Source organism: Planococcus sp. YIM B11945 (genome assembly GCF_050864155.1).
Lineage (GTDB): Bacteria > Bacillota > Bacilli > Bacillales_A > Planococcaceae > Planococcus.
The window spans coordinates 527,605-540,775 of record NZ_JBOZWR010000004.1; the positions used below are offsets into that span (position 1 = coordinate 527,605).

Genomic DNA, 13,171 nt, shown 5'->3' on the forward strand with positions numbered 1-13,171 from the left:
CCATTCTGATGGGCACTAAAAAGTACCTATAGCACTCTTAGGTATCTATCGCACTTTAAAGTGCGTACTTCTCATTATCAACACTAGGATCCATACTAACATTTATCGGCAGATATGAAACGAAAAGTTTCTTAATTGAGGAGGAGAAAAAAATGACTGCAGATAAAAAAAGAAGCACCTTCGCACTTTTAGCATTGGCACTCAGTGCTTTTGCCATCGGCACCACTGAATTTATCAGTGTTGGGCTATTGCCCATGATTGCTGAAGATTTATCCATTTCCGTAACAACCGCAGGATTGACGGTTTCCTTATACGCTTTAGGAGTAATGTTCGGTGCGCCTATCCTGACATCCTTAACATCCAATATGCCGCGCAAATCTCTGCTGCTTTGGATTATGGTGGTGTTTGTTATCGGCAACACCATTGCAGCGGTGGCTGCTTCGGTTAGCATATTATTGATTGCACGCATCGTTTCTGCACTGGCGCATGGGGTTTTCATGTCCGTCGGCGCGACCATCGCAGCGGACTTGGTGCCTCCTAATAAACGGGCAAGCGCCATTGCGATCATGTTTACCGGTCTTACGGTAGCGACGGTCACAGGCGTCCCGTTTGGCACGTTCTTGGGCCAACTTTTCGGCTGGCGGTTTGCTTTTGCCGCAATTGTGGTAATTGGCATTATAGCTTTTATCGGCAACAGCCTGCTCGTCCCTTCCGATCTTCAAAAAGCGGCTCGCACCACGTTCCGAGATCAGTTTAAATTAGTCTCGAATGGCCGGCTTTTGCTGGTTTTTATCACTACTGCATTAGGGTATGGAGGAACATTCGTTGTCTTTACGTATTTATCTCCGCTGCTTCAAGAAGTGACGGGTTTCCAGGCAGGAACGGTCACCCTCATTTTGCTTGTTTACGGCATTGCAATTGCCATTGGCAACACGATTGGCGGCAAGCTGGCGAACCGCAATCCGATCAATGCCCTGTTTTACATGTTTTTGATCCAAGCCGTAATTTTAGTGGCATTGACATTTACTGCGCCGTTCAAAATTGCCGGTCTGCTTACCATTATTCTGATGGGCCTGTTTGCTTTCATGAACGTTCCCGGTCTGCAAGTTTACGTGGTGATGCTAGCGGAACGTTTTGTTCCAAGTGCGGTGGATGTGGCATCCGCCATCAACATTGCGGCATTTAATGCCGGAATAGCCATCGGAGCGTATCTTGGAGGTGCCGTCGCAGATTCATTTGGTTTTATTCATACCGCCTGGGTAGGTGCCTTGATGGTATTCGGCGCTGTACTGTTAACCGCATGGAGCCGGGCACTTGAACGGAAAGACCCCAAAAGCGGTTCTACCGAATTCTATGCTCAAAACAGCGAAGCGATTTAACAACATAGATTTTTGGCAATTCATTTCTACAAAAACAAGGAGGCGTTGAAAAATGGTGAAAAATTTGCAAGACACAACCACTTTACACAATGGAGTCGAAATGCCGTGGTTCGGATTGGGCGTATTTCGGGTTGAACAAGGTCCGGATGCGGTAAACTCAGTTCGCTGGGCAATCAAGCATGGCTACCGCAGCATTGATACGGCTGCTATTTACGGCAATGAAGTAGCAGTAGGGCAAGGAATCCGGGAAGGATTGGAAGAAACCGGTTTGACGCGGGAAGACTTGTTTATTACGTCAAAAGTCTGGAATTCCGAACTTGCTTTTGATGATGCTCTAGCGGCGTATGATGCCAGTTTGGAGCGCCTCGGCTTGGATTACTTGGACTTGTATTTGGTTCACTGGCCAAAGCCAGGAAAATACAAAGAGGGCTGGAAAGCACTCGAGAAACTATACAAAGACGGCCGGGTAAAATCGATTGGCGTCAGCAATTTCCAGATTCATCATCTTGAAGACGTACTTGAGGACGCTGAAATTGTGCCAATGGTCAACCAAATCGAATACCATCCGTATTTGACGCAAAAAGAGCTCCATGCATTTTGCAACGAACACAATATTCAAGTCGAAGCGTGGTCTCCTTTGATGGCCGGTGAGTTATTGGATCAACCGGTCTTAAAAGAAATTGCTGACCGCCACAACAAATCGATTGCCCAAGTTATTTTGCGCTGGGATCTGCAAAACGGCGTAGTGACGATTCCAAAGTCGATTAAAGAGCATCGTATTATTGAAAACGCCAATATTTACGATTTTGAATTATCGGATGAAGAAGTGCAGCGCATTTTTGATTTAAACCAAAACCGCCGCTGCGGTGCTGATCCGGATAATTTTGATTTTTAAACCAAAACAAGCACCTCCCTCAGATGAGGAAGGTGCTTGTTTTTAGTTGTTGTTAGGTAAGACGTACTCTCTCGCCTCTACCCGGTTTCTTCCGAGCAGTTTTGCTTTGTAAAGCGCCATATCAGCTTCTTCTTTTAAAGCTTCGATTTCATTGGCATTTTCAACTTCTCCTGAAATCACTCCGACACTCACCGTAACAAATTCCGAAACCGGTGAAAACCCATGGGGAATTTGCATGTCGGATACCGATTTGCAAATGCATTTTGCGGCTTTTACGGCTACAGAATTAGGGTGATCGAAAATGGCAATGATAAATTCTTCGCCGCCAAAACGCGACAGAAAGGTATTCGAAGACTCTAAGCAGCCGCCGATTTGCTGGGCTACTGTGCGGAGGACTTTGTCCCCTTCGAAGTGCCCGTAATTGTCGTTAAACAATTTAAAAGCATCGAGATCCAACATGATAAAAGACAACTTCCGCTTGCCGATTGACTCCAACATCATTTCATCAATGTATTGCTGAAGCCCTCTTCGGTTCGGAATTTTGGTTAAGTCGTCTAATACCGTTAATTTTCTTAGCTGTTCATTCGCTTCTTCCAGTTCACGGTTTATTTCTTCGTTCTCTTCAATTTTTCCGGCAAGGTTTTCATTCGTTTCCATCAACAGCAATTTGTTGTAGAAATTTGTTTCATTGATTTGGTACAGCATCCGGGATGCCAGCCAACAGAAAAACAAAAAGACCGAGAGATTGGTGTAATGTCCCATTAATACGTCTTGTGATGGTTGAACGACCGGCAAGCCACCGAACAAGAATGCAATAGGAAGAATGTACAAAAGGAGAATCCGCTTATTGGATGCATGAAACAAAATAGAGACAGACATAAAGTTCACGGCAAAGGCCATAATATGGCCGTATTCTGCCTGATCAATCAGCGTTACTACCGCTCCCCAAATTAGAAAGAAAATCACAAAAGCCATCAATCCTTGATGGAATCGTTTTCCTTGTTGTTCTGTAAGAGTTTCTTCTTTTTCAAATTTGTGCAAAAACAAAAGCATGCCTAAGCTGGCACTTAATAATAGTGCATACATGATCAAATAAATGTTCACTATTACTTGCTGATCCGCCATAATGCCTGAAGCAAGATTGACAATGATGAGAACGGATTCAAAAAGAATGACAATTTCAGCAAACAGCTTGCATCGCTGAACGTTGTCCTTTAATAAATACTGTCGAAACAACTTTTCTTTTTCAAGTGTAGCGGCTGGATTTTTGCTGAGTAGAGAAAGAACTTTCATGGTTAACATCTCATTTCGTATTAACTATAAACAGTATACAAAACAAGACTAAAGTAGTATATAGTTTCCAGATATTATTTCTTGCTTTAGTACAATAATTTTTTTATCTCGTTTTACCTTCGAAGTTCAACTTTTCCACCTTTCCCCGCTACTTGATTAATTCTTTAACCAGTTCTTTATTCCGCTTATTAAATATATCGTTGTGAGAAGATACCATGGCCATGCCATAAGCTTCGGGTTCGATAAACTGCTTTGCCTTGTTGACGGCATTTGCCGCATCCTGAAACGTTCCGGCAATCAAATTCAGTTTACCCGAATGCTGAAGAATATCCCCTGCTGCATATAGTCCTGGAATGGACGATTCACTGGTGGCATTGCCGGCAATATAATAGCCATCAGCAATCTCAACTCGAATGCTGCTTTGTTCAAGCATGGAAATATCGCGTTCATATCCGTGATTGATAATCAATTCATCAATTGGCACCAATAGAGCTTCTCCGCTTTCTTGATGCGTAAGCTCAACAAGTTCAATTGCATTCCGTCCATCCGAAGCGATCAATTTTGTGATGGTTGTATTCAAGTAACAATGGACTGAGCTGTTCATCAGCTGCTTTACTTGCGCTTCATGCCCCGCCAATTCATTTTTCCGGTATGTAATCAGCACTTGTTTGGCAATCGGTTCAAGTTCGTTAGCCCAATCGATGGCAGAATTTCCGCCGCCTGAAATCAAAACGGTTTTGCCTTTAAAGCGCCCCAACGACTTTACGGTGTAATTCAAGTTGGAAACTTCGAAGCGTTCGGCGCCATCGATCTCCAGTTTTTGCGGATTTAAAATTCCACCCCCAACAGCTACAATAACTGCCTTGGATAAGTGCATTTGACCAGATGAACCAAGCAGCTCGAACAGGCCGTCTTCATTTTTGGAAATGCTTTCGACTTTCTCATTTAACACAACTTCTGGATTGAAGGTCAGGCCTTGAGTCACCACTTGTTCAATGAACTTTTCTCCTTGAATCGGCGGCTGACCTCCGACATCCCAAATGATTTTCTCCGGATAAACATGAATTTTTCCGCCTAACTGCGGCTGATATTCAATCAATTTTGTTTTCATTTCCCGAAGCCCGCTGTAAAAAGCCGAATACAATCCAGCTGGTCCTCCACCGATAATCGTTACATCAAATATGTCCATTTCCGCCATAACTCTTCACTCCTTTTATTTTTATTCCGCCGTTGACAATCGAAAAGATTCAACTTATAGTGTTCATTATAGTGAAAATGATAATCATTATCAATTATATTATCAATTAATTTAGGAAGGGCGTGTTACAAATGGTTCGCCTCTTTACAGAAAATCTGGATGTCAGTTACGGCGAACGGTTGATCGTCAAAGATTTAAGCATTGAAATTCCCGATAAGCAAATTACGACGATTATCGGCTCCAATGGCTGTGGTAAATCCACTCTCTTAAAAGCGATGACCCGCATTATTTCCCATGACTCCGGGTCAGTTGTATTGGATGGCGGCAATATCGCGAAAGAAAGCACCAAAGCCTTAGCCAAGAAAATGGCCATCTTGCCGCAAACACCGGAAAGTGCCAGCGGACTGACGGTCGGTGAGCTGGTTTCTTACGGAAGGTTCCCTTACCAAAAAGGGTTTGGGCGCTTGACGCAAAAAGACGTGGAAATTATCAACTGGGCACTTGATGTAACCGGCACGCAATTTTTCAAGTACCACCCAGTCGATGCGTTATCCGGCGGCCAGCGCCAGCGGGTATGGATTGCAATGGCGTTGGCGCAAGAAACCGAAATGATTTTCCTCGATGAGCCAACCACTTATTTGGACATGGCCCATCAATTGGAGATTTTGGAATTGCTTCAGCAATTGAACAAAGAACAAGGCCGTACCATCGTCATGGTGCTTCATGATTTAAACCAAGCCGCCCGTTTTGCCGATCACATCATTGCCATGAAAGACGGCACCGTCATTAAAGCAGGCACTTGCCACGAAGTCATTACCCAACCGGTTTTGAAAAAAGTGTTCCGGATCGATGCCGATATCGGCGTTGACCCAAGAACCCAAAAACCGATGTGCATCACTTATAACTTAATCAAAGGAGCGTAATCCCATGAAAAAATACTTATTGCCGATTCTCTTATTCGCCGTTTTGCTTCTTGCTGCGTGCAACAGTGATTCAACAGAATCCAAAGCCGAGGCCAAAGATACGAAAGCAAAATCCGATACCATTACATATGAATCCGAAAATGGCCCGATTGAAGTCCCTGCCGATCCACAGCGCGTTGTGATGCTAACCGGCAACACAGGAGATTTGTTGTCCCTAGACATTCCTATCATTGGCGTTGACTCTTGGGCGAAAACGAATCCTCGTTTTGAAAAAGAGCTTGCCAATGTGGAAGAAGTAACAGATGAAAGTTTGGAAAAAATCATTGAACTTGAGCCCGACTTGATCATCGGTGCATCGACCAGCAACAATATCGACAAATTAAAAGAAATTGCCCCGACTGTTACGTTCACGTATGGCAAAGTGGATTATTTGACGCAGCACCTGGAAATCGGGAAATTGGTAAACAAAGAAAAAGAAGCACAAGCGTGGATTGATGATTTCAAGCAGCGTTCGAAAGAAGCAGGAGATGAAATCCGTGCCAAAATTGGAGAAGATGCGACCGTTTCTGTCATCGAGAGCTATGATAAACAGATTTCTGTATTCGGAGATAATTGGGGACGCGGAACTGAAATTCTCTATCAGGAAATGAAATTGAAAATGCCGGAAAAAGTGAAAGAAATGGCGTTGGCTGATGGCTATTACACGTTGTCTCAAGAAGTTCTTCCGGAATACATGGGCGATTACGTTATCTTCAGCAAAGACAGTGACCAAGACAACTCGTTCCAAGAAACCGATTTGTACAAAAACACAGAAGCTGTAAAAAACGGCCATGTTTTTGAAGCGAATGCAAAAGAATTCTACTTTAACGATCCGGTAACGCTGGAATACCAGCTGTCGTTCTTTATCGATAAATTTTTAGGCAAATAAAAAAACCGAGAGGAATTCTGATTCGAGAATTCCTCTTTATTCTTACGAAAAAAGAGATGATGGACGGTGTTAAATAAAATTTCAGTTCCCCTTAAATTAACGGCTAGCTTAGTATTGTTAGTTGCTATGTTTTTTGCTTCCATGATTTTGGGAGCAGCAGACATTTCAGTGAAAGACGTCTGGCTTTCCTTGTTTTCTGCCACGGCAGCCAATAGCGCCGATGTGATCCGGGAAATCCGCTTGCCGCGTGAAGCGGCAGCCATTTTTGTCGGAGCGGCTCTCGCTGTAGCCGGAGCAATGATGCAGGGCATGACGCGAAATCCATTGGCCGATCCGGGCTTATTGGGGCTGACCGCTGGGGCTAACGCAGCGTTAGCCTTGACGCTGGCGTTTATTCCTTCAGCCAATTACTTCGGCATTATGATCGCTTGTTTTGTAGGAGCCGCCATTGGGGGTGCTTTGGTCTTCGGGCTGGGCGCTGTGAGAAAAGGCGGGTTCTCCCCTTTTCGCCTTGTATTGGCAGGAGCCGCGGTGACGGCTTTTTTGTCAGCAATCGCGGAAGGAATCGGCCTCTATTTTAATATTTCCAAAAATGTTTCCATGTGGACAGCCGGCGGCTTGATCGGAACTTCGTGGGGGCAGCTGCAAATTGTTGTTCCGTTTATCACTATTGGCTTGTTTGCAGCTCTTTTCTTGTCCAGGCAGCTGACAATCCTCAGCTTGAACGAAGAAGCGGCAGTAGGGCTTGGGCAAAACATTGCACGCGTTAAAGCGATCCTGTTTTTAGCCATCACCATTCTCGCCGGAGCTGCAGTTGCCTTGGCTGGCAATATGGCGTTTCTCGGCTTAATGGTTCCGCATGTAGTTCGCTCGATTGTCGGAACCGATTACCGGGTGGTCATCCCCATGTCCGCCATTTTAGGTGCGGTTTTCATGCTGTTTGCCGATTTGCTGGGACGGACAATCAATGCGCCTTTTGAAACACCGGTTGCAGCGATTGTCGCCATGCTAGGCTTGCCTTTCTTCTTGCTGATTGTCCGTAAAGGAGGCAAAGCATTCGCATGATTCATCCCACTATACTAAAAAAACAGCGGCTCATTTTCAGTTTGCTGCTCGCGTTAATTGCAGCTACCATCATTACAAGCTTAGGGCTGGGTTATTCTCCCCTTTCTTATGACCGCTTGGTTCCAGCATTTCTTGGCCAAGGAACGTTCAAAGAAGAATTTATTTTGTTTTCAGTCCGGCTGCCACGCATTTTAATTACGCTGCTTGCTGGGATGGGGCTTGCGTTATCGGGGGCGATTTTGCAAGGGGTGACGCGCAACGACTTGGCTGATCCGGGCATCATCGGCATCAATTCGGGGGCAGGTGTAGCGATTTCGGTGTTCTTTTTGTTTATGCCGATCCAGGCGGGGGCATTCGTTTACTTGTTGCCAATTGTGGCATTTTTAGGCGCGCTGCTGACCGCGCTTTTGATTTATGCCCTTTCCTATAACCGCAAGACCGGGCTCCAGCCGATCCGCCTCGTGTTAATCGGCATCGGATTTTCGATGGCGTTATCTGGTGTCATGATTGTGTTGATTTCCTCTGCCGAACCGGAGAAAGTGGATTTTATCGCCACTTGGCTTGCCGGCAATATTTGGGGAGCGGATTGGCCGTTTGTCGCCGCACTGTTGCCATGGCTCATTGTCTTGATCCCCTTTACGCTGTACAAAGCGAATCGTTTGAATATGTTGGCATTGAGCGAAACGGCAGCAATCGGGATTGGCGTTTCCATTGAAAAAGAACGTGTGGTTCTGCTGCTTACGGCTGTTGCGTTGGCCGCTTCTGCTGTTTCAGTGACCGGCGGCATCGCGTTTGTCGGCTTGATGGCGCCGCATATTGCAAAAAGCCTGGTAGGGCCGCGCAACCAATTGTTCTTGCCACTGGCAATTTTAATCGGCGGCTGGCTTTTGCTGCTTGCCGATACCATTGGCCGGAATTTGCTGGAACCGAACGGCATTCCCGCAGGCATCATGGTCGCTTTAATCGGCGCTCCGTACTTCATGCATTTGTTATTGAAAAAATAAAACCCGATGCGAATGAATCATTCGCATCGGGTTTTTAGGCTGTCGAGAAAGTATGGTTAGTCTTCTCATTGCGCTTCAGGCGGACGCGTTCCGCTTCATTCGAAGAGAGAGCTGGCTTGTAGTGTTTTGTAAATAAAATAAAAAGGGTGTGCACAAGAGGAGAATGCACTTATGCACACCCTTTTTTCAATTGGATACTAACTAGCTCTACTTGAAGCTATGGAGCTAACCAGCGAAGAAAACCGTACTGTTTCTGCATCGCTACGCTAGCTTCGAAACATGAAAGAACGTTGCTCCTGTCTCTGCATCGCTGCGCTAGCTTCGAGACATGAAAAAGCGTTGCAGTGCTGCGCACTTCGTCGCAAAGTATCGGCCTCACTTCCTTCGGCCAATACTTGCCTGCCTTTTTAAAATGGTTTTTCAACAAGCTGTTCCGTTAATCAGGGCGTTTCATTGAAAATACCTCGCCAAGTTTTGCGTAATTCGTTCCGGCTAACCGGCTGATCGGTTTTAACAGATCGTGGTTGATGCGGCCGTTTTCGTAAATGGATTCGTCTATGTGGAAACGGACCACTTTGCCGATGACCAAGCGGGTTCCGCCAAGTTCTACGATTTGCGCTAATTGGCATTCAAAACGCACCTTCGCTTCTCGCACGCCCGGTATGGCAATAACGTCGCTGTCCGCTAAGGTCAAATCGGTCAAATCCAGCTCGCTTTCTTCCGGAGGCAAGGAAGCGGCAGTTCGGTTGACTTGTTCCACGTTGGATTCGTCCACAATGTGCACAACAAATTCTTTCGTTTCGGCAATATTTCGCGCCGTATCTTTTGGCGTTCCGCTCCGGCTTTGCACGGAAACCGAAACCATCGGCGGATTTGACGACACGATGTTAAAGTAGCTGAAAGGCGCCGCATTCAGCACGCCATTTTCCGATCGGCTAGTCACAAACGCAATCGGCCTTGGAATGACGCTGCCGATCAGCAATTTATAATTTTCACGTTCTGTCAGTTCGTTCGGGTCCAAAGACAACAAAGCCCTTCCTCCTCTTTAGCGTTCTGCTTGTTTGTTGCGCATTTGCATCGATACTTTCACGATCAGTCCAAGCATCACGCCAATTCCTGAAATCATGTAAACAATGGTGAAGATTTTGCCGAAATCGGAACTTGGCTCCAAATTGGCTGAGCCGACCGTGGTCAATGTCGCGACACTGAAGTAAAGCGCATCAATAATCGAAAATCCTTCCACGCTGGAATAAAAAATGGTGCCCGATATCAAAATTACGGCAGTCAAAAAGAAAAGCACTTGAAATTCCTTGTCTTTCATTAGTTGGAAAAAAGCTTTCAGCATCCGCCGCAGCGTTAAAATAAAAGAAATCATGTTGCTCGGTTCATCTCCAATTTCCAAAGTGCATTTCTGCCATTCTTTTATTATAGCGGAATAGTGAAGAAGTTTCGGCTACTCTACTGGCGAAACAGAAACTTTCACTCGCTCTCCGCTTGCAATCGATTCGTAGCAAGCGTCAATCACACGCATATTTTGGATGGAAGATGCACCTGAATAAACCGGCTCCCGATCTTCTAAAACCGCTTTTGAAAAATGCTCTACTTCCATTCGGTAAATGTCTCCGTAGATTTTTTCTTCTCGTTTGAAATGGTCTGTTTGAACCATGATGAGCCCAATTCCACCATTATTGTCTGGACGAAACGCAAATGGCACTTTAATGGAACCTTTCGTACCAATCACTTCGTATTCGTTGCGATCCACCATGTCAAAACTGCAATCAAGAATGGCTTTTGTCCCGTTTTCCAGCTTTAGAAAACTATAGGCAGATAAATCGACTTGTGTTTCTGGGTCGAGTTCCGCATAAGCATAGACTTCCACGGGTTCCGACTGCATGATTGTCCGCAAGGCGTGGATAGAATAGCAGCCGACGTCGTAAATGCTTCCGCCTCCCATTTCTTTTGCCATGCGAATATTTCCTTCCCGGTCTGAGAAGAAAAAAGAATGGCTCGACTTAAATAACATAACGTCTCCAATTTCACCGGACGCAATAATTTCGCGTACCCGCTGATGCTGGGGATGAAATTGGTACATGAACGCTTCCATGAATTTCACGTTGTTTTCCTGGCAAATCCGGACCATCTCCACCGCTTCTTCGGCCGTCAACGAAACCGGCTTTTCGCAAAGCACGTGCTTGCCTTTTCTCGCTGCTTTGAAGACCCACTCCTTATGAAGATGATTGGGCAGCGGCAAGTACACTACATCAATATCCGGGTCATCCAACAGCTCTTCATACGACTCATAAGCTTGTTCAATATCAAACTCTAGAGCCGTTTCATAAACTTTCATTCCTCTGCTGGCAATTGCCGCTAATTCAGCATTTTCTGCCCGTAATATCGCCGGAATCATTTCGGCCCGAGCAATCCCCGCTGTACTGACAATGCCCCATTTGGTTGTTTTCATTTCCATGCCTCCCGCCGGAATGATGAAAATTTTAATATTCAGATAAATTTGGTTATGTAAAGAATATGCCGTCTCTCGGCAATAGTCAATGATGCACGTTAATCGACAAAACAAAAAGCCGGTTGCCCGGCTTTCCTTTACACTGATATTGTTTCAAGCGGCTGAGCGGCTGGCTTGCCGAAGAAATAGCCTTGGAACAGCTCATACCCCTGCTCTTTCAGCCATTCAAAGTCTTCCCGTGTTTCAATGCCTTCAGCTAAGGGAACTGAACCAACTTCTTTGGCTTTTGCGAGGAATTTATGGGCCGTTTTTTGCTTTTCCTGATTCTCTGCCACCCCTTGAACATATTGCATATCCAGCTTCATGTAATGCGGCTTTAAATCGGCCAGCATTTCAATCGTGCTGTAGCCTTCGCCGACATCATCCAATGCATATTGGAAACCTTTTTCTTTATAGAAAGCTAAGATTTTTTTCAAGTGATCCAGATCATCCACTTTTTCCGTTTCCACCACTTCAAAAACAAGCTGCTTTGGATCAACTCCAAGCTTGTCTGCTAAGCTAGTGGTTGAACGCAGGCAAAATTCCGGAGAATAAATCGACGTTGGAATAAAATTGATGAACGCTTTTTTATCTTTTAATGGGACGGCATATCTTACAGCGGTCATGCGGCAAACCCGGTCCAATGCATACAAGCGCCCGCGGGCTTTGGCAGCCGGAAAAATTTCGTTTGGATAAATGGTCGAGCCGTCTTCGTTGTTAAAGCGGGACAGGAGCTCATAAGCAAAAATCTCTTCGGCTGCTGTCATAATCGGCTGGTAATGGCACGTCAATAATTCTTTTTTAATGACTTCGTCAATCCATTGCACGTCAAAAACTTGCTCGATTTCTGCTAACGGCCGCCATTCCTGCTTGTTTACCCGAAAGGTAATGTTCTCTGGCTGCATAAAATGAAGGCAGAAGTCCAAAAATTCTCTTGCACCTGATTCCGGAATGGTAAAATACCGCTCCTTTTGCTGCACTTCAATTTCTCTTCTAACCAAATGATCCACTACTCCTGGAAGCATGGACACGTTTTCTTCGCCTTCTACCTTGATATCAAATTTAAGCTCCTGAACTGAACAGCTAGTGCACTCCATATGTATAATCCTCCTCTTTCTAGTAAGATCAGTCTACTACATTTTACCTAAATTTAATATAATTTGGTTTATGCATTGAATATTTTTTTGCTGCACTTTCTCTTTTTACAGCAAAGGGGCTGTCCCATAACTAAAAAAGATAAAACCGGCAAAGAAAAGGAGTGCTTTTCTTTGCCGGTTTTTTAGCTAGCTGACGGGAATGGAAGCGGCGACTCCTCCGGGATAGCGAAGTGCCGAAATCCACTCGGGCTTTTCGCCCGAGTTAGTTCGGCGCGAGCCCGCGGAAAGCGTCCGCTGGAATGGACGTCAGCCCCTTTTGGGACAGCCCCTTTGAAACTAAACACGATTTTCATTTTCTAGATTCTGGAAGACATTCACTAGAAAGACCAAAGTGGCAATAATGACAAGAATGGCGCCAGGAATTGCCAATGGAAGTGCTATCGCTTCATTTTCGTTTGCAAAAAAGACCATTCCAAGTATTAATGCCAGCGTTCCAATATTATGGAGCCAAAAATGAATTTTGCCTAGTTTACTGTTTCCTGCTCTTGGGAAAAAGTGATAAATCAATCCGAACAATGCCATTGTTGCCCAGCCAAGCAAATTGATATGGGCATGAGGAGCTGTATATTCGAATTTTTCAGCGATTCCCATATAAAGACCTAGGCAAACACCCACCAACAAATAAACAGCGGCCACTTTGATGAAAGCGATTCCCATTTTCATCACTTCTCCTTTTAGAACTCCGTTTCTGGTCCTTTTTGCAGATTTTTGGCTTGCCAGCGCTACTAAACCCCTCATTAGCCCTTTTTCGAAAGATGCTTACATCTATCTCCTCCCTTACGTTTTATATCCGAACTTATTCTTTACACTAACTATTCTTGATTTAATT

The 13,171-nt window shown here is 45.0% G+C and carries 13 protein-coding genes; 6 read left to right on the forward strand and 7 right to left on the reverse strand.

The features are described from left to right. Nucleotides 1-152: 152 nt before the first annotated feature. The gene (locus ACRRQV_RS10560) at nt 153-1,379 is read left to right on the forward strand and encodes an MFS transporter (protein ID WP_432530513.1); all 1,227 of its coding nucleotides are present in this window, start codon (nt 153-155) and stop codon (nt 1,377-1,379) included. A gap of 52 nt (nt 1,380-1,431) precedes the next feature. Further along, nucleotides 1,432-2,274, forward strand: coding sequence for an aldo/keto reductase (locus tag ACRRQV_RS10565; protein ID WP_432530515.1), 843 nt, complete (start codon nt 1,432-1,434; stop codon nt 2,272-2,274). Nucleotides 2,275-2,316: 42 nt separating this feature from the next. Here ACRRQV_RS10565 and ACRRQV_RS10570 read toward each other — a convergent pair whose 3' ends face one another. Continuing rightward, entirely contained in the window at nt 2,317-3,576 is a 1,260-nt protein-coding gene (locus ACRRQV_RS10570; RefSeq protein ID WP_432530517.1) for a diguanylate cyclase domain-containing protein, read from the reverse strand. Between the two features lie 139 nt (nt 3,577-3,715). Continuing rightward, nucleotides 3,716-4,765: an NAD(P)/FAD-dependent oxidoreductase gene (locus tag ACRRQV_RS10575; RefSeq protein WP_432530519.1), complete on the reverse strand. Its 1,050-nt coding sequence runs from the start codon at nt 4,763-4,765 to the stop codon at nt 3,716-3,718. A gap of 131 nt (nt 4,766-4,896) precedes the next feature. On the opposite strand from ACRRQV_RS10575, the gene ACRRQV_RS10580 reads away from it, so the two are divergent. From ACRRQV_RS10580 to ACRRQV_RS10595, 4 genes are all read left to right on the forward strand, one after another. After that, nucleotides 4,897-5,688: an ABC transporter ATP-binding protein gene (locus tag ACRRQV_RS10580; RefSeq protein ID WP_432530521.1), complete on the forward strand. Its 792-nt coding sequence runs from the start codon at nt 4,897-4,899 to the stop codon at nt 5,686-5,688. A gap of 4 nt (nt 5,689-5,692) precedes the next feature. Then, nucleotides 5,693-6,616: an iron-hydroxamate ABC transporter substrate-binding protein gene (locus tag ACRRQV_RS10585; RefSeq protein ID WP_432530523.1), complete on the forward strand. Its 924-nt coding sequence runs from the start codon at nt 5,693-5,695 to the stop codon at nt 6,614-6,616. Between the two features lie 126 nt (nt 6,617-6,742). Continuing rightward, entirely contained in the window at nt 6,743-7,681 is a 939-nt protein-coding gene (locus tag ACRRQV_RS10590; RefSeq protein ID WP_432530803.1) for a FecCD family ABC transporter permease, read from the forward strand. Next, nucleotides 7,678-8,685, forward strand: coding sequence for a FecCD family ABC transporter permease (locus ACRRQV_RS10595; protein WP_432530525.1), 1,008 nt, complete (start codon nt 7,678-7,680; stop codon nt 8,683-8,685). Before ACRRQV_RS10590 ends, ACRRQV_RS10595 begins: the two co-directional genes overlap by 4 nt. 436 nt (nt 8,686-9,121) lie before the next feature. Here ACRRQV_RS10595 and ACRRQV_RS10600 read toward each other — a convergent pair whose 3' ends face one another. From ACRRQV_RS10600 to ACRRQV_RS10620, 5 genes are all read right to left on the reverse strand, one after another. Then, a complete protein-coding gene (locus ACRRQV_RS10600) occupies nt 9,122-9,715 on the reverse strand; it encodes a flavin reductase family protein (protein ID WP_432530527.1) in 594 nt (197 codons plus the stop codon). 15 nt (nt 9,716-9,730) lie between these two features. After that, complete coding sequence (locus ACRRQV_RS10605; protein WP_432530805.1) at nt 9,731-10,060, reverse strand: potassium channel family protein; 330 nt, start codon at nt 10,058-10,060, stop codon at nt 9,731-9,733. Between the two features lie 78 nt (nt 10,061-10,138). Beyond that, the gene (locus ACRRQV_RS10610) at nt 10,139-11,146 is read right to left on the reverse strand and encodes a Gfo/Idh/MocA family protein (protein ID WP_432530529.1); all 1,008 of its coding nucleotides are present in this window, start codon (nt 11,144-11,146) and stop codon (nt 10,139-10,141) included. 137 nt (nt 11,147-11,283) lie between these two features. Then, a complete protein-coding gene (locus ACRRQV_RS10615; RefSeq protein ID WP_432530531.1) occupies nt 11,284-12,282 on the reverse strand; it encodes an EAL domain-containing protein in 999 nt (332 codons plus the stop codon). 336 nt (nt 12,283-12,618) lie between these two features. Beyond that, on the reverse strand, nt 12,619-13,080 hold the full coding sequence (locus tag ACRRQV_RS10620) for a cbb3-type cytochrome c oxidase subunit I (RefSeq protein WP_432530533.1): 462 nt from the start codon (nt 13,078-13,080) through the stop codon (nt 12,619-12,621). Nucleotides 13,081-13,171: the final 91 nt, after the last annotated feature.

Coding starts and splice junctions, on each gene's coding strand:
- ACRRQV_RS10560 (WP_432530513.1), top strand. CDS start 153: ATGACTGCAGATAAAAAAAGAAGCACCTTCGCACTTTTAGCATTGGCA.
- ACRRQV_RS10565 (WP_432530515.1), top strand. CDS start 1,432: ATGGTGAAAAATTTGCAAGACACAACCACTTTACACAATGGAGTCGAA.
- ACRRQV_RS10570 (WP_432530517.1), bottom strand. CDS start 3,576: ATGTTAACCATGAAAGTTCTTTCTCTACTCAGCAAAAATCCAGCCGCT.
- ACRRQV_RS10575 (WP_432530519.1), bottom strand. CDS start 4,765: ATGGCGGAAATGGACATATTTGATGTAACGATTATCGGTGGAGGACCA.
- ACRRQV_RS10580 (WP_432530521.1), top strand. CDS start 4,897: ATGGTTCGCCTCTTTACAGAAAATCTGGATGTCAGTTACGGCGAACGG.
- ACRRQV_RS10585 (WP_432530523.1), top strand. CDS start 5,693: ATGAAAAAATACTTATTGCCGATTCTCTTATTCGCCGTTTTGCTTCTT.
- ACRRQV_RS10590 (WP_432530803.1), top strand. CDS start 6,743: ATGTTTTTTGCTTCCATGATTTTGGGAGCAGCAGACATTTCAGTGAAA.
- ACRRQV_RS10595 (WP_432530525.1), top strand. CDS start 7,678: ATGATTCATCCCACTATACTAAAAAAACAGCGGCTCATTTTCAGTTTG.
- ACRRQV_RS10605 (WP_432530805.1), bottom strand. CDS start 10,060: ATGATTTCTTTTATTTTAACGCTGCGGCGGATGCTGAAAGCTTTTTTC.
- ACRRQV_RS10610 (WP_432530529.1), bottom strand. CDS start 11,146: ATGAAAACAACCAAATGGGGCATTGTCAGTACAGCGGGGATTGCTCGG.
- ACRRQV_RS10615 (WP_432530531.1), bottom strand. CDS start 12,282: ATGGAGTGCACTAGCTGTTCAGTTCAGGAGCTTAAATTTGATATCAAG.
- ACRRQV_RS10620 (WP_432530533.1), bottom strand. CDS start 13,080: ATGAGGGGTTTAGTAGCGCTGGCAAGCCAAAAATCTGCAAAAAGGACC.